The sequence below is a fragment of the Rubrivivax benzoatilyticus JA2 = ATCC BAA-35 genome (assembly GCF_000190375.1).
In the GTDB taxonomy this organism is placed as follows: domain Bacteria; phylum Pseudomonadota; class Gammaproteobacteria; order Burkholderiales; family Burkholderiaceae_C; genus Rubrivivax; species Rubrivivax benzoatilyticus.
On the sequence record NZ_AEWG01000068.1, the window covers coordinates 1 to 21,140 of the forward strand.

Genomic DNA, 21,140 nt, shown 5'->3' on the forward strand with positions numbered 1-21,140 from the left:
GGAGGCGATCGCCGCGGCCGCGGCGGCAGCGGCCGGCGCCGCCATCGGCGCGGGCACCGTCGCGTGGGCGTAGCCGTTGCTGGCGCGCAGCGGCGCGGGCGTCGGCGTCTCGGCGCGCGGTGCCAGCGTCAGCTCCAGGCGCACCGGCTTGCCCGCCAGGTCACTGAGCACCGACTCGATGCGGCCGGCGTACTGGGCGCGGATCCAGTCGAGCTTGAAGCGGTTGGGCACCCGCACCGACACGATCGCGGCGTCCGCCTCGTCCCGGCTGAGCTGGGCCGGCGGCAGCGGCCGGATCCAGGTGTTGAACTGATGTTCGGGCAGTTCGGTCGCGAGGCGCTCGCAACCGCGCTGCCAGAGGTCTACGGTCATTGTGGAAATCTTGTCATGCAAGGGGCGCATTCTACGTGCCGACGGCGCCACTTCAACCCAGTTATCCACAGATCGCCGTCGGGCGGTGTCGCGCCATCCCTTGGAGCACAACCTGGGGACATCCGATCTAACTGATTGACGCGACACGCTTTTCTTGCTGTAATCGAGGGTTTTCCGAATTTCTCACCCAGGGTAAGAGAGAGTTCTCCACCATGAAGCGCACCTACCAGCCGTCCAAGATCCGCCGTGCCCGCACCCACGGCTTTCTCGTGCGCATGAAGACGCGTGGCGGCCGTGCCGTCATCAACGCGCGTCGCGCCAAGGGCCGCAAGCGCCTCGCCGTCTAAGGTGAGACGGGCCGCTCTGGCCCGGCACGTCGACGTGCCGCGCGCCGGCTTCATGCGGCCCGAACCGCCTGTCGAGGCTCCGCGCAGCGTCCGGTCCGCCCGCTCGTGCAACCGAACGTGAAGCCGATCGTGCAGAAGGCCGACTTCGAGCGCGTGCTCGCGACGCCCAGCCGATCGCGAAGCGCTCACTTCGCCGTTCACCACGTGAGCGGTGGGCCTTGTGCGTCCCGCTGGCAGCGGCTGCACACCGCGGAATCAAAGTTGTCCACAGGCGACGCACATGCTGGTGCGCAGCCTGTGGATGACTCGGCGCGGCCGGCTCCCGAAGGGTGCTGGCTCGGCAGCGTCGTGCCCAAGCGGCACGCTCGCCGTTCGGTCACGCGCGTGCTGCTCAAGCGCCAGATCCGCGCCGCGATGGCGCGGCACGCCGACGTCCTGCCGCCCGGCCTGTGGGTGGTGCGCCTGCGCGCGCCCTTCGCTGTGGCGCAGTTCCCTTCGGCGGCGTCCGACGCGCTGCGCCAGGCCGCACGCGCCGAGCTCGAGCAGCTCTTCGGCCGCGCGCGGCGCAGCTGAGATGGTCGCCGAGCTCGTGCACCTGCCGCGGCACCTGCTGGTGCTGCTGGTGCGCGGCTATCGCCTGCTGCTCAAGCCCTGGCTGGGCAACGCCTGCCGCTTCGAGCCCACTTGTTCCCAGTACGCGCTGGACGCGCTGGACCGCCATGGCGCCGCCCGCGGCAGCGCGCTGACGGTCTGGCGATTGCTGCGTTGCCATCCCTGGTGCGACGGCGGCTGCGATCCCGTGCCCGAGCGCTTTCCGAACCCCGCGCGGGGACTGTTCACCCGGCTCGTCCGCCCCGGTGCGGACGATGCCCAGTAGACCGAGCCTATGACCGACATCCGCCGCACCATCCTCTGGGTGGTCTTCGTCACCTCGCTGTTCCTGTTGTGGGACGCGTGGAACAAGCACAACGGCCAACCGTCGCTGTTCGGCGGCCCGGCCCGTCCGGCCGCGACGGCCGCGTCCGCGCCCGGCAGCGCCGCGTCCGCCGGCGTGCCGACGGCCTCCGCCGTGCAGACGCCGGCCGGCGCCGTGCCCCAGCCCGCGGCACCCGCCGGCGGCGAGCAGGTCGTCGTCACGACCGATCTCGTCAAGGCCACGTTCGACAGCATCGGCGGCCAGCTCGTGCGCCTGGAGCTGCTGAACTACCGCGATGCCAACCACCCGGACCAGAACGTGGTCCTGCTGGACCGTGTCGCCGCGCGCGAGTACGTCGCGCAGACCGGCCTGATCACCGGCCAGGCCGGCGTGGCGCTGCCGACGCACCTGACGCCGATGACGGTCGCCCCGGGGGCGCGCACGCTGGCCGACGGCCAGGACTCGCTGACGCTGCGTTTCGAGACCGCGCCGCTGGACGGCCGCCGGCTGGTCAAGACCTACACCTTCAAGCGCGGCGACTACGCCGTCGGCGTGCGCCACGAGTTCGTCAACGAGGGCAGCACGCCGGTCACGCCGCAGCTGTACCTGCAGCTCGCGCGCGACGGCAACGCGCCCGAGGGCGAGTCGCACTTCTACTCGACCTTCACCGGGCCGGCGATGTTCACGTCGACCAGCAAGTACAAGAAGATCGACTTCAAGGACATCGCCAAGAACGACGCCGGCCACGACAAGACCGCCAACGACGGCTGGATCGCGATGGTCCAGCACTACTTCGCGTCGGCCTGGATCGTCAACGCCGAAGGCCAGCGCGAGTTCCGCACGGCCAAGATCGGCGACAACCTGTACACCATCGCGATGGTGCTGCCGATGGGCGAGGTCGCGCCCGGTGCCAGCAAGGCGCTGGAGTCGCAGCTCTTCGTCGGCCCGCAGCTCGAGACCTCGCTGGCCGCGCTGGCCCCGGGCCTCGAGTACCTGAAGGACTACGGCTGGCTGATGCCGCTGTCCAAGCCGCTGTTCTGGCTGCTCGACAAGCTGAACTCGGCGATCGGCAACTGGGGCTGGGCGATCGTCGCGCTCGTGGTGCTGCTGAAGATCGCCTTCTACTGGCTCAACGCCAGCGCCTACAAGTCGATGGCCAAGATGCGTGCCATCAACCCGCGTGTCATGGAGATGCGCGAGCGCTACAAGGACAAGCCGCAGCAGATGCAGCAGGAGATGATGCGCATCTACCGCGAGGAGAAGGTCAACCCGCTGGGCGGCTGCCTGCCGATCCTGATCCAGATGCCGTTCTTCATCGCGCTGTACTGGGTGCTGCTGTCCAGCGTCGAGATGCGCAACGCGCCGTGGATCGGCTGGATCACCGACCTGTCGGCCAAGGACCCGTGGTTCATCCTGCCGATCCTGATGACCGCCTCGTCGCTGGTCCAGGTGGCGCTGGGGGCCAAGCCGCCCGATCCGATGCAAGCCCGGCTGATGTGGTTCATGCCGCTGGCGTTCGGCGTCATGTTCTTCTTCTTCCCGGCCGGCCTGGTGCTGTACTGGCTGACGAACAACGTGCTGTCGATCGCGCAGCAGTGGTACATCAACAAGAAGCTCGGCGTGGCCTGACGGCCGGCTGAAGCCCGCCAGACCCGAAGCCCCCGCCGGTGCGAGCCGCGGGGGCTTCGCCCTTCTCGACGGAGACAATCGCCCGATGTCGCTCGCCCGATTGCGTGATCCCATCGCCGCCGTCGCCACCGCCGCCGGCCGCGGCGCGGTGGGCATCGTGCGCGCCTCCGGCCCCGATCTCGCGCCGCTGGTGCAGGCGCTGTTCGGGCGCGCGCTGGCACCGCGCGCAGCGACGCTGCTGCCCTTCACCGCCGCCGACGGCTCGGTGCTCGACCGCGGCCTGGCGATCCACTTCCCGGCGCCCAACTCCTACACCGGCGAGGACGTGCTCGAGCTGCAGGCCCACGGCGGCCCGGTGCTGCTGCAGCTGCTGCTGGCGCGTGTGCTCGAAGCCGGCGCCGGCATCGGCCTGCGGCTGGCGCGCGCCGGCGAGTTCACCGAACGCGCCTTCCTCAACGACAAGATCGACCTCGCCCAGGCCGAGGCCGTGGCCGACCTGATCGACGCCAGCACCGAGGCCGCCGCGCGTTCTGCGGCGCGTTCGCTGGACGGCGCGTTCTCGGCCGAGATCCACACGCTGGCCGGACGCATCGTCGAGCTGCGTGCGCTGGTCGAGGCGACGCTGGACTTCCCCGAGGAGGAGATCGACTTCCTCGAGAAGGCGCGGGCGCGCGAACGCCTGGACGCCATCGAAGCCGCGATCGGCGCCGCGCTGGCGCGCGCGCGCCAGGGCGCGCTGCTGCGCGAAGGCATGCGCGTCGTCATCGCCGGCCAGCCCAACGTCGGCAAGAGCTCGCTGCTCAACGCGCTGGCCGGTGCCGAGCTGGCGATCGTCACGCCGATCCCCGGCACGACACGCGACCGTGTCGCCGAGACGATCCAGATCGAGGGCGTGCCGCTGCATGTCGTCGACACCGCGGGCCTGCGCGAGCACGCTGCCGACGAGGTCGAGCGCATCGGCATCGGCCGCAGCTGGGAAGCCATCGAAGGTGCCGACGCCGTGCTCTTCGTGCACGACCTGACGCGCCGCGGCGACGCCGCCTACGAGGCCGCCGAAGCCGAGATCGCCACGCGCCTGCAGGGCGCCGACGTGCTGCACGTGCACAACAAGGCCGACGCCGCCGCCCAGGTGGCGGGCGACGGCGTCGTGCTGTCGGCCAAGGCCGGCACCGGGCTGGAGACGCTGCGCCGCGAGCTGCTGCGCCGAGCCGGCTGGCAGGCCCAGCCCGACGGCGTGTTCATCGCGCGTGCGCGCCATGTCGACGCGCTGCAGCGCACGCTGGCCCACCTGCACCTGGCCCAGGCCCACGCCGCGCAGCGCGACGCCGCGCTGGACCTGCTGGCCGAGGAACTGCGCCTGTCGCACCAGGCGCTGGGCGAGATCACCGGCGAGTTCGGCACCGAGGATCTGCTGGGCGAGATCTTCGGGCGGTTCTGCATCGGCAAGTGACTCGCCGCGGGCCTCCCCGGCTCCCCGGCCCGCAGCTCGAACCCAAAACGCAGACGCCCGCGCAGGCGGGCGTCGGGGGTCGCTTGCGGGCGATGCCCGCGATCGGCTCAGTGGCCCTCGAAGCTCACCAGCGTGAACAGCGGCAGCCCGGAGTCGCGCAGCCGCTGCGAGCCGTGCAGCTCGGGCAGGTCGACGATGGCCGCGCCTTCGATGACCTCGGCACCCAGGCGCTCGAGCAGCTTGCGGCCGGCCATCATCGTGCCGCCGGTGGCGATCAGGTCGTCGATCAGCACGACGCGGTCGCCGCGCTTGACGGCATCGGTGTGGATCTCGACGGTGGCCGAGCCGTACTCCAGCTCGTAGCTCTCCTCGACCGTCGTGAACGGCAGCTTGCCCTTCTTGCGGATCGGCACGAAGCCGATGTTCAGCTCGTAGGCCAGCACCGAACCGATGATGAAGCCGCGTGCGTCCAGCCCGGCGATCGCCGACGGGCGCACGTCGAAGTAGCGGTGCACGAACTGGTCGATCAGCACGCGGAAGACGCGCGGGTTCGACAGCAGCGGCGTGATGTCGCGGAATTGCACGCCCGGTTCCGGCCAGTCGGGCACCGTCCGGATGTGGGTCTTGATGTATTGCTCCGGGCTCATGGCGCGGGATGATAGGCGCGGCCCCGCGGCCGGCCGCTCGCCGCCGCGATGGCGATTGACTTGGAGCAAGAGCCAGCGGTGGCCGGCGTCGGGTGCAGGAGACGTCAGCCGCGCAGCAGCCGCTGTTCGGCCCGTGCCAGCGCCTCCGGCAGCCCGGAGAGCACCAGCGTGTCGCCGGCGCCGAGCACGGTGTCGTCGGCCGGCTTGCCCGGCGGGCCCGACGCCCGCCGGACCGAGATCACGCCGACCTCCAGCGCACCCAGCGCCAGGTCGGCCAGACGTTCGCCGATCGCCGCCGCCGCCGGCGGCAGCGTGACGGTGGCCAGGCGCTCCTGCTGCAGGTCGCCGGCGGTGTCGTCGTCGGCGCCGTGGAAGTAGCCGCGCAGCAGGCTGTAGCGGGCATCGCGCGCGTCGCGCGCCAGACGGATGACGGTGCGCATCGGCACGCCGACCAGCGCCAGTGCGTGGCTGGCCAGCATCAGCGAGCCTTCGATGGCCTCGGGCACGACCTCGGTGGCGCCGGCCGCGCGCAGCGTCTCCAGGTCGGAGTCGTCGATGGTGCGCACGATCACCGGCACCGCCGGTGCGTGTTCGTGCACCAGGCGCAGGATCTTCAGCGCCGACGGCGTGTCGGGGTAGCTGACGACGACGGCGTTGGCGCGCGCCAGCCCGGCGGCCATCAGGCTCTGCAGCCGCGCCGCGTCGCCGAAGACCACGCTCTGCCCGGCGGCGGCGGCCTGGCGCACGCGGTCCGGGTCCAGGTCCAGCGCCATGTACGGGATGTGCTGGGTGTCCAGCATGCGCGCCAGGTTCTGGCCGCTGCGGCCGTAGCCGCAGATGATCACGTGCTTCTCGGTGCGGATCGCGCGCTTGGCGATCGAGGTCAGCTGCACCGACTGCATCAGCCAGTCGCTGGCGGCGAGCTTCATCACGATGCGGTCGGCGTGCATGATGATGAACGGCGTTGCCAGCATCGACAGCACCATGCTGGCCAGGATCGGGCTCATCCACTCGGCGTCGACGAGGCCGCGCTCGGCGCCCAGCGTCAGCAGCACGAAGCCGAACTCGCCGGCCTGTGCCAGGTACAGGCCGGTGCGCAGCGCGACGCCCGGCGCGGTGCGGAAGCCGCGCGCCAGCGCCGCGACGAGCGCGAACTTGGCGGCCACCGGCACGGTGGTCAGCAGCAGCACCAGCGGCCACTGGTCGAGCACCGGGCGCCAGTCCAGCTTCATCCCGATGGTGATGAAGAACAGCCCCAGCAGCACGTCGTGGAAGGGCCGGATGTCGGTCTCGACCTGGTGCTTGTATTCGGTCTCCGCGACCAGCATGCCGGCGACGAAGGCCCCCAGCGCCAGCGACAGCCCGGCGTGTTCTGTCAGCCACGCCAGGCCCAGCGTGACGAGCAGCAGGTTCAGGATGAACAGCTCGTCGCTCTTGCGCCGCGCCACCAGCGTCAGCCACCAGCGCATCACCTTCTGGCCGCCGACCAGCAGCACGGCCAGCAGCCCGGCGGCCTTCAGCACGGCCCAGCCGAGCGACACCAGCAGCTGCTCGCCGCTGGAGTTCAGCGCCGGGATCAGCACCAGCAGCGGCACCACCGCCAGATCCTGGAACAGCAGGATGCCCATCACGCGCCGGCCGTGTTCGCTCTCGAGCTCCAGGCGCTCGGCCATCAGCTTGACGACGATGGCCGTCGACGACATCGCGATCGCCCCGCCGAGCACCACCGCGCCCTGCCAGGACATGCGCCACGGGTCGCCGGTCAGGCGCTGGTACAGCGCTGCCAGCAGCAGGTGGCCGGCCAGCGTGCCGATCATCGTCAGCGCGACCTGCGACAGCCCGAGGCCGAAGACCACGGTGCGCATGCTGCGCAGCTTGGGCAGGTTGAACTCCAGCCCGATCACGAACATCAGGAAGACGACGCCGAACTCGGCGAGGTACTTCACGCCGGCGCTGTCCTGGGCGAGCGCCAGCGCGTTGGGGCCGATCAGCACGCCGACCACCAGATAGCCCAGCATCGGCGGCAGCTTCAGCGAACGGCAGACCACGACCCCCAGCACCGCGGCGACGAGGTACAGCAGGACGAGTTCGAGGGTGGTGGCCATCTAGAATCCTTCGATCCTATTCGACCCCGCACGCCCCATGACCTCGCCGCGCCCCTTCGACCCCCAGCGTGCGCTCGAACTGGCCGCCCGCACCTTCGAGATCGAGGCGCGTGCGCTGCTCGGCCTGGCCGAACGCCAGCGCGAAGGCTTCCCGGCCGCGGTGCAGGCGATGCTCGAATGCCGCGGCCGCGTGGTCGTGATGGGCATGGGCAAGAGCGGCCACGTCGGCCGCAAGATCGCCGCGACGCTGGCGTCCACCGGCACGCCGGCTTTCTTCGTCCACCCGGCGGAAGCCAGCCACGGCGACCTGGGCATGCTGATCGCCGGCGACGTCGTGCTCGCGATCAGCAACAGCGGCGAGGTCGACGAGCTCGCCGCCATCCTGCCGGCCCTGCGCCGCCTCGGCGTGACGATCATCGGCATGACCGGCAAGCCGGGCTCGACGCTGGCGCGCCATTCCGACCACGTGCTCTCCTGCGCCGTCGACCAGGAGGCCTGTCCGCTGAACCTGGCGCCGACGGCCAGCACGACGGCGCAGATCGCGCTCGGCGACGCGCTCGCCGTGGCGCTGCTCGACGCGCGCGGCTTCCGCGAGGAGGACTTCGCGCGCTCGCACCCGGGCGGCAGCCTGGGCCGCAAGCTGCTGATGCACGTGCGCGACCTGATGCGCAGCGGCGACGCCGTGCCGCGCGTGGACGCCGGCGCCAGCTTCGCCGACGTGCTGCGCGAGATGACGCGCAAGGGCCTGGGTTTCACCGCGCTCGTCGATGCCGACGGCCGGCCGGTCGGCATCTTCACCGACGGCGACCTGCGCCGGCTCATCGAACGCGGCGCCGACCTGCGCGACCTCACTGCCGGCGACGTCATGCACGCCGGCCCCAGGCTGATCGCCGAGGACGCGCTGGCCGTCGACGCCGCCGGCCTGATGGAGCAGCACCGCATCACCAGCGTGCTCGCGGTCGACGCCGAGGGCCGGCTGGTCGGCGCGCTGAACTCCAACGACCTGATGCGCGCGAAGGTCATCTGAGATGGCGGCGATCCAGTTCGCCCCCGAGCTGCTGCTGAAGGCGCAAGGTGGTGCCGCCGGCCTGAAGGCCGCGATCTTCGACGTCGACGGCGTGCTGACCGACGGCCGCATCTACATCGGCGCCGACGGCGAGAGCGTCAAGGCGTTCTCGACGCTGGACGGCCACGGCCTGAAGCTGCTGCGCCAGGCGGGCATCGAGCCGGTGGTCATCACCGGGCGCGACTCGCCGGCGGTGCGCCGCCGCGTCGCCGACCTGGGGCTGACCGAAGCCGTCTACGGCGTGCACGACAAGCTGGCCGCTGCGGCGGCGCTGCTGGCGCGCCGCGGCTGGAGCTGGGACGAACTGGCCGCGATCGGCGACGACTGGCCCGACCTGCCGCTGCTGGTGCGTGCCGGCTTCGCCTGCGCCCCGGCCAATGCGCACGTCGAGGTCAAGGCCGTGGCGCACCACGTCACCACGGCTGCCGGCGGCCATGGCGCGGCACGCGAGTTCTGCGACCTGCTGCTCGTCGCCTGCGGGCGCTACGAGGCGCTGCTGCGCGGCCATCTGACCTCGCTGGACACGGCCTGAGCGGCGATGAGCGTCGAGCTGCACCTGCCCGACCTGCCCGAGGTGCCGATCAGCGTCGGCCCGGGGCCGCGCCGGCCGGGCGACGCGCCGCCGCCACGCGTGCCTTGGGCGCTGCGTGTGCGCGACGCCGTCTCGGCCTACCTCCCTCTGCTGCTGATGGCTGCGCTGGCCCTGGCGACCTGGTGGCTGGTGAAGAACACGCCGTCGGCGCCTCGCGTGTCCGCGGAGCAGGCGGTGCGCCAGGAACCCGACTACACGATGAACGACTTCGCGCTCGAGCGTTTTGCTGCCGATGGCCGGCTGAAGGTGCGCATCGAAGGCGCGCAACTGCGCCACTACCCCGCCACCGACCAGATCGAGGTGGACCGCGTGCGCATCCGCGCCGTCACGCCCGACGGCCGCGTCACGCTGGCCGACGCCCGGCGGGCGCTTGCCACGGGCGACGCCAGTGAAGTCCAGTTGCTGGGCGCCGCGCACGTCACCACCACCGACGCCAACGGCCAGACCATCCGCATGGACGGCGACTTCCTGCATGCCTTCCTCGTCAGCGAGCGGGTGCGCAGCCACCTGCCGGTGCGCGTGACGGCGCCCGACGGCGCGGTCTTCGAGGCGCGGGGGCTGGAGTACGACCACGGCCTGCGCAAGCTCGACCTCAGCGGCCCGATGCGCGGCGTGTTCCCGCCGCGAGCGTCGCGATGAGCGCGCCGCTGGTTTTCATCACCGGGGCGTCCAGCGGCATCGGCCAGGCGCTGGCGCTGCGTTACGCGCGTGCCGGCTGGCGGCTGGCGCTGGTGGCGCGGCGTGTCGACGAGGTTCGCGCCTGGCTCGCGGCGCAGGGCCTGGGGCCGGAGCAGGCGGCGGTCTACCGTGCCGACGTGGCCGACATCGACGCCATGGCCGCCGTCGGGCGCCAGTGCATCGAGACCCAGGGCCTGCCGGACGTCGTCATCGCCAATGCCGGCATCAGCGTCGGCATGGACACGGCGATCCGCGACGATCTGGAGGTCCTGCGCGAGACGCTCGCCATCAACAACGTCGGGCTGGCCGCCACCTTCCATCCCTTCGTCGCCGCAATGCGCGAGCGAGGTGCCGGCACCCTCGTCGGCATCGCCAGCGTGGCGGCGATCCGTGGGCTGCCAGGGCACGGGGCCTACTGCGCGAGCAAGGCTGCCGTCGTCGCCTACTGCGAAAGCCTGCGAGGCGAGTGCCGTGACAGCGGCGTGAAAGTCGTGACGCTCCTGCCCGGGTATGTCGCGACGCCGCTGACGGCGCGAAATCCGTACTCCATGCCCTTCCTGCTGCCTGCGGACGAGTTCGCCGAACGCGCGTTTCGTGCGATTTCGGCCGGGATCAGCTATCGCGTGATCCCCTGGCAGATGGGCGTGGTCGCCAAACTGCTGCGCCTTCTTCCCAACGCGCTGTTCGACGCCGTGTTCGCCGGCCGCGGCCGCAAGCCCCGCCGCGGCGAGCACTGACGGCGGGCTCCGAGGCCGGCGCGGCCCAAGACCTGACTCGCCTGAGAGGCTCACTGCCGCGCGCCCGGCGCGCGATGCCGGCAGACGAAAAAAGGCGCCGGACCTGTCGGCCCGCCGCCCTTCTTTTTGATCAGTGCGGCCCGGACGCGATGCCCGGGCCAACCGGCACTGGATCAGTAGCCGCCGCGGCCACCGCCGCCGTAGCCGCCACCACCACCACCGTAGCCACCGCCGCTGCCGCCGCGATTGCCACCGCCGTAGGGGCCACGGCCACCGCCGCCACCGCCGTAGGGGCTGCGGCCACCGCCGCCACCGCCGTAGCCGCCGCCACCACCGCCGCCGTAGCTGCCGCCACCGCCGTAGCCGCCGCCACCGCCGCTGCGGAAGCCGCCCGGACGGTCTTCACGAGGACGGGCCTCGTTGACCACCACCGCGCGGCCTTCCAGGGACTGGCCGTTCATGCCGTTGATCGCGGCTTGCGCCTCGGCGTCCGAGCCCATCTCGACGAAGCCGAAGCCCTTCGAGCGGCCGGTTTCGCGGTCCATCATCACCTTGGCGGACGTGACGGTGCCGAATTGCGCGAACGCTTGTTGCAGAGAGTCGTCGCGCACCGAATACGCAAGGTTGCCGACGTACAGTTTGTTACCCACAGAGAAGCCCTCTATCTAGAACCAAGGAGCCATGCGGAGCTTCTACCCTTGCGTGAACCATTCATTTCAAAGGCGCGGCTACCAGACACAGACCGGCCTATTATGGGTGCCGCCGGCCGCGGCCTGTAAAGAGGGCGGCCGTCAAATGTTGTTTTCGACCCCCCAGGCAAACCCGAAATCCGGGGTTGTGCCCCCTAATTTGATACCTCGGCGTTGATCGGGCCCCTCGGCGCCCGCTTCGTGCGTCGACGCGCGGGCTGGCGCACGGCCGCGGCGTCCGCAAGACCGGGCCTGTCCTGAAGCGGCAAGGCGAGGCAGCCCGCTACCATCGCCGCAATGGATCTCCTCAAGCCGCTGATCGCCTTGCTCGCGATCGTCAACCCGCTCGGCGTCGTTCCCTTTTTCATCCATTTCACGCAGAACTTCTCCCCCGAGCAACGCCGGCGCACGATCCGCATCAGCGCCTTCACGGCCTTCGTCGTCATCGCCACCAGCGCGCTGGCGGGGCTGAAGATCATCGAGTTTTTCGGCATCTCGATCGCCTCGTTCCAGGTCGGCGGCGGCCTGCTGCTGATGCTCAGCGCGGTCGCCATGCTCAACGCCCAGCCCGCCGAGACCAAGCCCGCCGACGTCAGCGAGGGTGACCAGCGTGTCGACGCCGGTGCCAGCATCGCGGTGGTGCCGCTGACGATCCCGCTGCTCACCGGCCCGGCGACGATCTCGACGATGGTCATCTACGCCGAGCGCACCCGGCACTGGTGGCAGCTGGCGGTGCTCGTCGGCTACGGCGTCGTGGTCGGCGTCGCGACCTTTCTGGCCTTCACCGCCTCCGAGCGCATCGCCGGCTGGCTGGGCCGCACCGGCATCAACGTGATGACGCGGCTGATGGGCCTGATCCTCGCGGCGCTGGCCGTGGAGATCATGGCCGAGGGCATGCTCAAGCTCTTCCCGGTGCTCGCCAGCCCGCTGACCTGAGTCCCGGCGACACCCACGACAACGACAGGAGACACCCATGACCCCCGCCCGTTCCTGGCCGTCGGCCACGTGGTGAGCGCCGCCGAGTACGACGTCGTCATCGTCGGCGGCGGCACCGCCGGCTGCCTGCTCGCCAACCGGCTGTCGGCCGGGCGCACGCGCCGCGTGCTGCTCGTCGAGGCCGGCGGCCGCGACGACTACCACTGGATCCACATCCCGGTCGGCTACCTCTATTGCATCGGCAACCCGCGCACCGACTGGCTCTACCAGACCGAACCCGACGCCGGGCTCAACGGCCGCAGCCTGCGCTACCCGCGCGGCAAGGTGCTGGGCGGCTGCTCCAGCATCAACGGCATGATCTACATGCGCGGCCAGGCACGCGACTACGACGGCTGGGCCGCGGCGACGGGCGACGCCAACTGGCGCTGGGAGCACTGCCTGCCGTACTTCCGCCGCCACGAGGACCACTGGCGCGGCGGCGACGCGCTGCACGGCCACGGCGGCGAGTGGCGGGTCGAACGTCAGCGCCTGCGCTGGGACATCCTCGACGCCTTCGCCGCCGCGGCGCGCGAAGCCGGCATCCCGCCGACCGAGGACTTCAACCGCGGCGACAACGAAGGCGTCGGCTACTTCGAGGTCAACCAGCGTTCGGGCATCCGCTGGAACACCAGCAAGGCCTTTCTGCGCCCGGCGCTCGGGCGCGACAACCTGCAGGTCTGGACCGGCGCGACGGTGACCCGCGTGCTGCTCGACGGCGGCCGTGCGACCGGCATCGAGGTGCGCCCGCTCGGCGGCGGCGAGCCGCTGGTGGTTCATGCCCGTCAGGAAGTGGTGCTCGCCGCCGGTGCCATCGGCACGCCGCAGATCCTGCAGCTCTCGGGCATCGGCCGTGGCGACTGGCTGCAGCCGCTGGGCATCGAGACGCGGCACGAACTGCCCGGTGTCGGTGCCAACCTGCAGGACCATCTGCAGATCCGCGCGGTCTACGCCGTCGACGGCACACGCACGCTGAATACGCTGTCGGCCAGCATGCTGGGCAAGGCGCGCATCGCCGCCGAGTACGCGCTGCGGCGCAGCGGCCCGATGAGCATGGCGCCGTCGCAGCTGGGCGCGTTCACGCGCTCGTCGCCGGCCTACGCGGCGCCGAACATCGAGTACCACGTGCAGCCGCTTTCGCTGGACGCCTTCGGCGAGCCGCTGCACCGCTTCGACGCCTTCACCGCCAGCGTCTGCAACCTGAACCCCAGCGCACGCGGCGAGGTCCGGCTGGCGTCGCCGCGGCCCGAGGACGCGCCGCGCATCGCGCCCCACTACCTGTCGACCGCCGAGGACCGCCAGGTCGCCGCCGACTCGCTGCGGCTGACGCGCCGCATCGCCGCGATGCCGGCCCTGGCGCGTTACCGCCCGCGTGAGATCAAACCCGGCCCGCAGTACCGGAGCGACGAGGAACTGGCCCGTCTGGCCGGTGACATCGGCACGACGATCTTCCATCCCGTGGGAACGTGTCGCATGGGGCGGGACGACGATCCCGGCGCGGTCGTCGACGCGCGCCTGCGGGTGCGCGGCCTGGCGGGGCTGCGCATCGCCGATGCCAGCGTGATGCCGACGATTACCAGCGGCAACACCAATTCTCCGACCCTGATGATCGCCGAACGTGCAGCGGAGTGGATCGCGGGCGGCGGGTAAGTCCCGATGTCCGAGCTGAAACGCACCGCTACATTGTTCCCACTCGCGCCGCGTCGGGGCCTCTACAGAGGGCCCGGTGCGGCAGGCGGGGAGTCGAGGAGACAAACAGACGCCCAGCTTGGCGCCGCCGCACATCAAACGAACATGGCGGTGTCGAGCTGACGGCCACGACGCACGAAGGGGCGCCACCGGATCCGGTGGCGCCCTTTTTCGCTTTCTGGTGCCGGGTGCGGCGGAGAAGCCCGGTCATGCACCCGCTGTTGTGCCGATGCCGCCCGGCCCCGGGGTCTACGATGTGCGGGTTCTGCCTTCGCTTCACCTGCATCCTCCGAGCCGCCCATGTCCGTCAACGCCGAACTGCGAACGCTGGAGATCGACATCCCGGCGCAACCCGAGGCGCTCGTCAAGCTCTCGCTGCTGCTCGCCGAGGAGGAGGTCAACCTCACCGCCGCCGCCTCGCTGATCGAAGCCGACATGGCGCTGGCCGCCGCGGTGCTGAAGGCGGTGAACTCGTCGCTCTACGGCCTGCGCGGGCGCGTGCAGAGCGTGCAGCAGGCGATCACGTACCTGGGCATGCGCGAGATCGCGGCCATCACCTTCGAGATCGGCCTGCGCGCCGCCTTCCCGCCGGCGGCCGAGCTCGATCCCCTGTGGGCGCGCGCCGCCAGCCGCGGCCTGGTGATGGGGCGCATCGCGCACAAGCTCTCGCTCGACGCCTGGGCCGCGCACTCGGCCGGGCTGTTCGAGGAATGCGGCAAGGCGGTGCTGTTCCGCCACGCGCCGGATCACTACCGGGCGATGCTGCGCGCCGCACGCTCGGACACCGAACTGCTGACGCTCGAGCACGCCGGCTTCGGCGTCAGCCACGACGCGCTGGGCGCCGCGCTGTGCGAAAGCTGGGGCCTGGGCCAGGCCGCGGTGGCCTGCGTGCGCCACCACGTGCTGCTGCAGTTCGGCCTGGAGTTCCCGCCGCAGATGCCGCCCAACCGGCGCGCCATCGGTGCCGTCTCGGTGATCGCGCACGCGCTGATCAACGAACCCGAAACCGTCGACGAGGTCACCGCGACGATCGCGCCGCTGGCCGAACTCGACGTCACGCTGGCGCTGCGCAGCGTGCGCCAGGTGCAGGAACAGCTCGCCGACGCGCTGAGCCACGGGCGCTGACTGCGGGTCGTCCCGGTCACGTGTTCGCGGGGTGACGTGCACTCGCATTGGCCGGGCCTCGTCGTAAGCCCTGAGTCAGCCGGACGAAGCGGCCGCTAGTCTGGCCGCGTCCGGGCCCCTTCGCGGCCCGCGGGTGGCCGCCATGTCCGAGACGATCCCCGACACCGTGCCCGACGATGCGCTCGCGCTGCAGCGCCTGTGGCACTGGGAGAAGACCGCGCCCGGGCGCATCGCCTTCACCCAGCCCGGCGGCGGCACGCTGCGCGACATCTCCTGGGCCGAGGCTGTCGGCCAGGCGCGGCGCATGGCGGCGCACCTCGTCTCGCTCGGCCTGCCGCATGGCTCGTGCATCGCCATCCTCGGCAAGAACAGCGCGCACTGGCTGATGGCCGACTGGGCGATCTGGATGGCCGGCCACGTCTCGGTGCCGCTGTACCCGACGCTGGCCGCGGCCACCGTGCGCCAGGTGCTGGAACACAGCGGCGCGCGCCTGCTCTTCGTCGGCAAGCTGGACACGTGGCACGAGATGAAGGCCGGCGTGCCCGAGGGCCTGCCCTGCGTCGAGCTGCCGCTGGGCCCGGCCAGCGGCGCGCCGCGCTGGGACGACATCGTCGCCGCCAACTCGCCGCTGGCCGGCGAGCCGGTGCGCCCCGGCGACGAGCTCTGCACCGTGATGTACACCTCGGGCACGACCGGCGCGCCCAAGGGCGTGATGCACCGCTTCTCGCACTTCGCCTGGGCGCTGCAGTCGGGGCTGCGGCGCATCGGCGGGCTGGATGCCGACGCGCGCATGCTGAGCTACCTGCCGCTGTCGCACGTCGCCGAGCGCACGCTGGTCGAACACGGGCAGCTCGCCAGCGGCATGCGCGTCTATTTCGCCGACACGCTGGAGACCTTCGCCGAGGACCTGCGCCGCGCGCGGCCGACGGTTTTCTTCTCGGTGCCGCGGCTGTGGCTCAAGTTCCAGCAGGGCGTTCACGCGAAGATGCCGCCGTCCAAGCTGAACACGATGCTCGCCGTGCCCGGCCTGGGCCGCATCGTGCGGCGCAAGGTGCTGGAAGGCCTGGGGCTGGACGCCTGCCGCTTCGCCGCCGGCGGTGCCGCGCCGATGCCGCCCGACCTGCTGCGCTGGTACGCGCGCCTGGGGCTGGACGTCGTCGAGGTCTACGGCATGACCGAGAACTGCGGCATCAGCCACGCCACGCTGCCCGGCCACCCACGCCCCGGCACCGTGGGCCTGCCCTACGACGGCGTGCAGTCGCGGCTGGATCCGCAAAGCGGCGAGATCCAGATGCGCTGCCCGGCGCTGATGACCGGCTACTACCGTGAGCCCGAGCTGACGCGCGAAGCCTTCACCGCCGACGGCTGGCTGCACACCGGCGACCAGGGCGAGCTCGACGACGGCGGCAACCTGCGCATCACCGGCCGCGTGAAGGACCTGTTCAAGACCAGCAAGGGCAAGTACGTCGCGCCGGCGCCGATCGAGGACAAGCTGGTGATGCACCCGGCGGTCGAAGCCTGCTGCGTCAGCGGCGCCCACCTGCACCAGCCGCTGGGCCTGGTGATGTTGAACCCGGCCGCCGCGGCGCAGGCCGACGACGCCGAAGGCCGCGCGGCGCTGGAGCGTTCGCTGGCCGACCATCTGGCGACGGTGAACTCGCTGCTCGACCCGCACGAGCGCCTGGTCTGCCTGGTCGCGATGCGTGACGCCTGGACGGTGGCCAACGACCTCGTCACGCCGACCTTCAAGGTCAAGCGCGGCCGCATCGAGGCGCTGTTCGCGCGCCGCTACGAAGACTGGACCGCCGGCGGCCGGCCGGTCGTCTGGTACGACGGCGCCTGATCAGGCGGCGCGCAGGCAGTCGACGATCTTCAGCCGAGCCGCGCGCCAGGCCGGCACGAAGCCGCCGATCAGCCCCATCGCCAGCGCGAAGCCGATCGCCTTGGCGCCGATGGCCGGCGTCAGGCGGAACTGGAAGGCGAGTTCGGAGAAGGTCGCGAAGTTGGTCGTCGAGACGTCGACGAACTGCATCAGGCTCGCCGCCGCCAGCCCGAAGACGCCGCCGACGAAGGCCAGCAGCAGCGACTCGCCGAGAAAGGCTACCAGCACCGCCTCGCGGCGGAACCCCAGCGCGCGCAGGGTGCCGATCTCGCCGACACGCGAGGCCACCGCGCCGAACATCGTGATCGCCGCGCCGACGATCGCGCCGGTGGAGAAGATCAGCGCCAGCGCCGTGCCCAGGATGCTGATGAAGTTGGCGAGCTGCTCGCTCTGCTCGGCGTAGAAGCGGATCTCGGGTTTGGCTTCCAGCGTCAGCCGCGGGTCGTCTTCCAGGCGCGCGCGCACCCGCTCGAAGGCCGCCGGGTCAGCGAGGCGGAAGATGACGCTGGAGTACGCGAGGCGCCGGAAGCCCTGCATCAGCTGTTCGGCGTCGCCCCAGATCTCCGAGTCGAAGCCGGTCTTGCCGGCGTCGAGGATGCCGACGACGGTCCAGTCGCGGCCGGCGAAACGCAGCGTCGAGCCCGGGGCGACGCCGTCGTAGCCACGCGCGACCGCGCGGCCGACGACGATCTCGGCGCTGCCGGGGCGGAAGAAGCGGCCTTCGACGATGCGCACCTGCGGCCGCAGCGCCAGCCCGTCGGCCGAGGTGCCGCGCAGCGTCACGTTGCCGGGTTTGCCGTTGCGCTTGACCAGGCTGTTCAGCACCACCGGCTCGCGGCTGACCAGCGGCTGGCCGGCGGCGTCGGTGGCGATGCCGGGCAGGCTCTCGATGACGCCGGCCTGCTCACGCGCGATCGCGCTGGTGATCTCGGCCGTGGAGCCCTTGCGCAGCACGACGACGTTGTCCGCCTGCCCGGTGGCCACCAGCGTCGCGCGGATGCCCTCGGTCATCATCAGCACGGTGGCGAAGACGAAGACCACCAGCGCCATGCCGCCGGCGGTGAGCGCCGTCGTCACGCGCCGCACCCAGAGGTTGCGTGCGATGTAGGCGAGCGGGACGGCGCGGCGCATCGGCTCTCAGGCCACGTGTCTCAAGCCGTCGACGATGTCGATGCGGCTCGAGCGCCAGGCCGGCCAGGCCGCCGCAGCGACGCCGACGACCAGCGCCGCCAGCAGCTGCAGCGCGATCGTCTCCGGCGCAACGCGGAACACCGGGAACAGCGTGCCGACGGCGTTGGCGAAGGCCGAGGCCAGCGGCAGCGTCACCAGCACGCCGAGCACGCCGCCGATCGCGGCGATCAGCAGGCTCTCGCCGAACAGCAGCTTGACGACGAACTCCGGCGGGAAGCCCAGCGCCTTCAGCGTCGCGTACTCGGCCAGGCGCTCGCGCGCCGTCATCGCCATCGTGTTGGCCATCACCGCCATGATGATGACGATGACGATCAGGCTCACCGCCTGCAGCGCCACGAGGATGGCCTCGCTCATCGACACGAAACCGAGCTGGAAGGCCTTCTCGGTCTCGGTCAGCGTCTCGGCCAGCGAGTTGCGGAACATCGTGTCGATGCGCTGGCCGACGAGCGCGGCGTCGTTCGGGTCGCGGATGCCGACGACGAACACGCCGACCGAGTCGCCGCGGCCGGCGAACCGCTGGCGCTGGATCTCGTTGATGTAGCCCCAGTGCATCAGCATCTGGTTCTCGTCGACGCCGGGGTCGGCGCCGCGGTAGATGCCGCGGATCGTGAAGTTCCAGGTGCCGCTGTAGATCGTGCCGCGCAGCGGCACCGTGTCGCCGACCTGCCAGCCGTACTTGGCCGCCAGCACGCGGCCGACGAGCACGCCGCGGCGGTCGCGCAGCCAGGCCGTGCGCTCGGCGTCATCGACGACGAACTCCGGGTACAGCGGCAGGTAGCTCGCGCCGTCGACGGCGAACTGCGGGAAGAAGTTGCGCTCGGTGATGTAGACGCCGCCGAACCAGTTCGACCAGCTGACCGCGGTGACCCCGTCGACGGCGCGCAGCCGCTCGGCATAGGCCAGCGGCAGCGGCACCGTCAGCGAGGTCGCGCTGCGCACGATGAGCCGCGTGCTGGAACTCGCGTTGGCGCCGGCGTACCAGGCGTCGACGATGGTGCGCAGCAGCCCGAAGGCGCAGACCGCGACCATCAGGCCGACGATGGTCAGCAACGTGCGCAGCCGGTGGCGGAACGCGTTCTTCAGCAGCAGGCGCAGCAGGAACACCGCGTCGCCCCGTTCAGCCGGCCTCGGCCTCGTCGACCAGCACGCCCTTTTCCAGGTGCACCAGGCGGTGCGCCCGCGCCGCGGCCTTGGGGTCGTGGGTGACCATGACGATGGTCTTGCCGAGTTCGGCGACGAGTTGCTCCAGCAGCGACAGCACCTCCTCGCCGGTGTGGCGGTCGAGGTCGCCGGTGGGCTCGTCGGCGACGATCAGCGTCGGGTCGCCGACCAGCGCGCGCGCGATCGCCACGCGCTGCTGCTGGCCGCCGGACAGCTCGTTCGGATAGTGCCCGGCGCGGTCGGCCAGCGACACCAGCGCCAGCGCCTGGGCGACGCGCTCGCGGCGCTCGCGTGCCGTGAGGTTGGTCAGCAGCAGCGGCAGCTCGACGTTCTCGGCCGCGGTCAGCACCGGCAGCAGGTTGTAGAACTGGAAGATGAAGCCGACGTTGGCGGCGCGCCAGTCGGCGAGCTGGCCTTCGTCGAGCGTCGCGATATCGGTGCCGGCGATCTCGATCGTGCCGGCGCTCGGCTGGTCGATGCCGGCCACCAGGTTCAGCAGCGTGCTCTTGCCCGAGCCGCTGGGCCCCATCAGCGCGACGAACTCGCCGGCGTGCACGTCCAGGTCGATGCCTTCGAGCACCGGGATGTCCTGCTCGCCGCGGCGGTAGGTCTTGCGCAGGCCCTGGATGCGGATCAGCGGCGGCGTGTTCACTTGGCCACCGTCACGCGCGTGCCGGCGGCCAGCGTGTCGGCGGGCGCGAGCACGACACGCTCGCCGGGTTTCAGCGTGCCGGGCGCGATCTCGACGACGTCGCCCAGCGTGCGGCCGACGCTCACCGGCACGGCCTCCAGGCGATCGTCGGCGCCGATGCGCAGCACGACGCGGCGGCCGTCGCGCTCGACGACGGCCTTGGGGTTGAGCGCCATCACAGGCTGGCGGTCGGCCTCGGTCGCGGCCTGCGACAGGAAGACGACGCGCGCCGCCATCTCCGGCAGGATGCGCGGGTCCAGCTGCTCGAAGCGGATCTTGGTCATCACCGTCGCCTTGGCGCGGTCGACGGTGGGCACGATGCGCGCGACGCTGCCGGCGAACCGTCTGTCGGGCAGCGCGTCGAGCGCGATCTCCACCGGCTGGTCGATGCGGATGCGGCCGACGTTGGCCTCCGACACGTCGGCCTCGACCTCCAGCGTCGACATGTCGGCCATCGTGACCACGGCGCCGAGCGCGCCGGTGGCGCTGGACAGCGGCGTGATCAGGTCGCCGACGTTGGCGTTCTTGACCAGCACGACGCCGTCGAAGGGCGCACGGATCTCGGTGTTGTCGCGCGCGACACGCTGCACGTTGAGCTGCGCGCGCGACTGGGCGATGGCGGCGTCGGCGGCGGCCAGCGCGGCGGCGGCGGCGTCGGTGCGGCGGTGCGCCGCGTCGACGGCCTGCGGCGAGACGAAGCCCTGGTCCTTGAGCCCCAGCGTGCGTTCCAGGTCGGCACGCGCGTTGTCGAGCTCGACGGCGGCCTGGCGGCGCGCGGCTTCGGCCTGGCGCACGCCGGCTTCGGCGGCGATGACCGTCGGCAGCACGTCGGCGGCGTCGATGCGCGCGATCAGGTCGCCGGCCTTGACGACGCTGCCTTCGCGCACCGCCAGCTCGACCAGCCGGCCGGTGGCCTTGCTGGCCACCGCGGCGCGGCGCTGGGCGACGACGTAACCCGAGGCGCTGAGTTCGGCGAAACGTGCCGACGGATAGGCGCTGGCGACGCCAGTGGCCTGCACCTCGGGCGCACGCCGGCTCCAGGCGGCGACAGCGAGTGCCGCGGCGAGGCCGACAACGCCCAGCCAGATCCAGCGCCGGCCGCGCCGCCGGGGAGCCGCGCCGCGCGCGGCGGCCAGCGGCGGGAGCATCGGGCGGGCCGGGGCTTGGGGTTCGCTCATGGTGTGCAGGCCGGTGGCCCGAC

21 protein-coding genes are annotated in these 21,140 nt (G+C 71.5%); 13 read left to right on the forward strand and 8 right to left on the reverse strand.

Features of this window, described 5'->3' with window-relative positions; translation table 11 throughout:
• Positions 1-372, reverse strand: a 372-nt coding sequence (locus RBXJA2T_RS07405) for a DnaA N-terminal domain-containing protein (protein WP_009856720.1), incomplete at its 3' end; no start/stop codon positions are given.
• Between the two features lie 212 nt (positions 373-584).
• Here RBXJA2T_RS07405 and rpmH point away from each other — a divergent pair.
• The 5 genes from rpmH to mnmE all read left to right on the forward strand — a co-directional run bounded on the left by rpmH (position 585) and on the right by mnmE (position 4,714).
• On the forward strand, positions 585-719 hold the full coding sequence (gene rpmH, locus RBXJA2T_RS07410) for a 50S ribosomal protein L34 (RefSeq protein ID WP_006299042.1): 135 nt from the start codon (positions 585-587) through the stop codon (positions 717-719).
• 117 nt (positions 720-836) lie between these two features.
• Positions 837-1,292: a ribonuclease P protein component gene (locus tag RBXJA2T_RS07415; RefSeq protein ID WP_029718401.1), complete on the forward strand. Its 456-nt coding sequence runs from the start codon at positions 837-839 to the stop codon at positions 1,290-1,292.
• Between the two features lies 1 nt (position 1,293).
• Entirely contained in the window at positions 1,294-1,596 is a 303-nt protein-coding gene (yidD, locus tag RBXJA2T_RS07420) for a membrane protein insertion efficiency factor YidD (protein ID WP_009856722.1), read from the forward strand.
• 9 nt (positions 1,597-1,605) lie between these two features.
• Positions 1,606-3,264 carry a membrane protein insertase YidC gene (yidC, locus tag RBXJA2T_RS07425; RefSeq protein WP_009856723.1) on the forward strand — a complete coding sequence of 553 codons (1,659 nt, stop codon included), beginning with the start codon at positions 1,606-1,608 and terminating at the stop codon, positions 3,262-3,264.
• An 85-nt stretch (positions 3,265-3,349) separates the two neighbouring features.
• A complete protein-coding gene (mnmE, locus tag RBXJA2T_RS07430; RefSeq protein ID WP_029718400.1) occupies positions 3,350-4,714 on the forward strand; it encodes a tRNA uridine-5-carboxymethylaminomethyl(34) synthesis GTPase MnmE in 1,365 nt (454 codons plus the stop codon).
• Positions 4,715-4,821: 107 nt separating this feature from the next.
• On the opposite strand, the gene RBXJA2T_RS07435 is transcribed toward mnmE, so the two are convergent.
• Together RBXJA2T_RS07435 and RBXJA2T_RS07440 are read right to left on the reverse strand one after the other, a co-directional pair.
• A complete protein-coding gene (locus RBXJA2T_RS07435; RefSeq protein ID WP_009856725.1) occupies positions 4,822-5,361 on the reverse strand; it encodes an adenine phosphoribosyltransferase in 540 nt (179 codons plus the stop codon).
• A gap of 104 nt (positions 5,362-5,465) precedes the next feature.
• Positions 5,466-7,466, reverse strand: coding sequence for a monovalent cation:proton antiporter family protein (locus RBXJA2T_RS07440; protein ID WP_009856726.1), 2,001 nt, complete (start codon positions 7,464-7,466; stop codon positions 5,466-5,468).
• 37 nt (positions 7,467-7,503) lie between these two features.
• Here RBXJA2T_RS07440 and RBXJA2T_RS07445 point away from each other — a divergent pair, with 37 nt between their 5' ends.
• The 4 genes from RBXJA2T_RS07445 to RBXJA2T_RS07460 are packed head-to-tail and all read left to right on the forward strand — an operon-like array spanning position 7,504 to position 10,539.
• Positions 7,504-8,493, forward strand: a complete 990-nt coding sequence (locus RBXJA2T_RS07445) for a KpsF/GutQ family sugar-phosphate isomerase (RefSeq protein ID WP_009856727.1) — start codon at positions 7,504-7,506, stop codon at positions 8,491-8,493.
• 1 nt (position 8,494) lies between these two features.
• Positions 8,495-9,064, forward strand: coding sequence for a KdsC family phosphatase (locus RBXJA2T_RS07450; RefSeq protein WP_009856728.1), 570 nt, complete (start codon positions 8,495-8,497; stop codon positions 9,062-9,064).
• 6 nt (positions 9,065-9,070) lie between these two features.
• Entirely contained in the window at positions 9,071-9,763 is a 693-nt protein-coding gene (lptC, locus tag RBXJA2T_RS07455) for an LPS export ABC transporter periplasmic protein LptC (RefSeq protein WP_009856729.1), read from the forward strand.
• Positions 9,760-10,539 carry an SDR family oxidoreductase gene (locus tag RBXJA2T_RS07460; RefSeq protein ID WP_009856730.1) on the forward strand — a complete coding sequence of 260 codons (780 nt, stop codon included), beginning with the start codon at positions 9,760-9,762 and terminating at the stop codon, positions 10,537-10,539. Before lptC ends, RBXJA2T_RS07460 begins: the two co-directional genes overlap by 4 nt.
• A gap of 173 nt (positions 10,540-10,712) precedes the next feature.
• Here RBXJA2T_RS07460 and rbp read toward each other — a convergent pair whose 3' ends face one another.
• On the reverse strand, positions 10,713-11,189 hold the full coding sequence (gene rbp, locus RBXJA2T_RS07465; protein ID WP_029718398.1) for an RNA-binding regulator: 477 nt from the start codon (positions 11,187-11,189) through the stop codon (positions 10,713-10,715).
• A gap of 336 nt (positions 11,190-11,525) precedes the next feature.
• Between rbp and RBXJA2T_RS07470 the strand changes: the two genes are divergently transcribed.
• From RBXJA2T_RS07470 to RBXJA2T_RS07485, 4 genes are all read left to right on the forward strand, one after another.
• Positions 11,526-12,164, forward strand: coding sequence for a MarC family protein (locus RBXJA2T_RS07470; RefSeq protein WP_009856732.1), 639 nt, complete (start codon positions 11,526-11,528; stop codon positions 12,162-12,164).
• 72 nt (positions 12,165-12,236) lie between these two features.
• Positions 12,237-13,850: a GMC family oxidoreductase gene (locus tag RBXJA2T_RS07475; RefSeq protein ID WP_037289912.1), complete on the forward strand. Its 1,614-nt coding sequence runs from the start codon at positions 12,237-12,239 to the stop codon at positions 13,848-13,850.
• 339 nt (positions 13,851-14,189) lie between these two features.
• Positions 14,190-15,014 carry an HDOD domain-containing protein gene (locus RBXJA2T_RS07480; RefSeq protein ID WP_009856734.1) on the forward strand — a complete coding sequence of 275 codons (825 nt, stop codon included), beginning with the start codon at positions 14,190-14,192 and terminating at the stop codon, positions 15,012-15,014.
• A gap of 142 nt (positions 15,015-15,156) precedes the next feature.
• The gene (locus RBXJA2T_RS07485; protein WP_029718397.1) at positions 15,157-16,857 is read left to right on the forward strand and encodes an AMP-binding protein; all 1,701 of its coding nucleotides are present in this window, start codon (positions 15,157-15,159) and stop codon (positions 16,855-16,857) included.
• Here the strand turns inward: RBXJA2T_RS07485 and RBXJA2T_RS07490 are convergent, their stop codons facing one another.
• From RBXJA2T_RS07490 to RBXJA2T_RS07505, 4 genes are read right to left on the reverse strand one after another with little or no spacing between them, the layout of a single operon-like run.
• Positions 16,858-18,027: an ABC transporter permease gene (locus tag RBXJA2T_RS07490; RefSeq protein WP_009856736.1), complete on the reverse strand. Its 1,170-nt coding sequence runs from the start codon at positions 18,025-18,027 to the stop codon at positions 16,858-16,860.
• A gap of 6 nt (positions 18,028-18,033) precedes the next feature.
• Positions 18,034-19,191, reverse strand: a complete 1,158-nt coding sequence (locus RBXJA2T_RS07495) for an ABC transporter permease (RefSeq protein ID WP_009856737.1) — start codon at positions 19,189-19,191, stop codon at positions 18,034-18,036.
• Between the two features lie 13 nt (positions 19,192-19,204).
• Positions 19,205-19,900, reverse strand: coding sequence for an ABC transporter ATP-binding protein (locus RBXJA2T_RS07500; protein WP_009856738.1), 696 nt, complete (start codon positions 19,898-19,900; stop codon positions 19,205-19,207).
• Positions 19,897-21,117, reverse strand: a complete 1,221-nt coding sequence (locus tag RBXJA2T_RS07505) for an efflux RND transporter periplasmic adaptor subunit (RefSeq protein ID WP_237704863.1) — start codon at positions 21,115-21,117, stop codon at positions 19,897-19,899. The genes RBXJA2T_RS07500 and RBXJA2T_RS07505 overlap by 4 nt, the downstream gene beginning before the upstream one ends.
• Positions 21,118-21,140 lie beyond the last annotated feature (23 nt).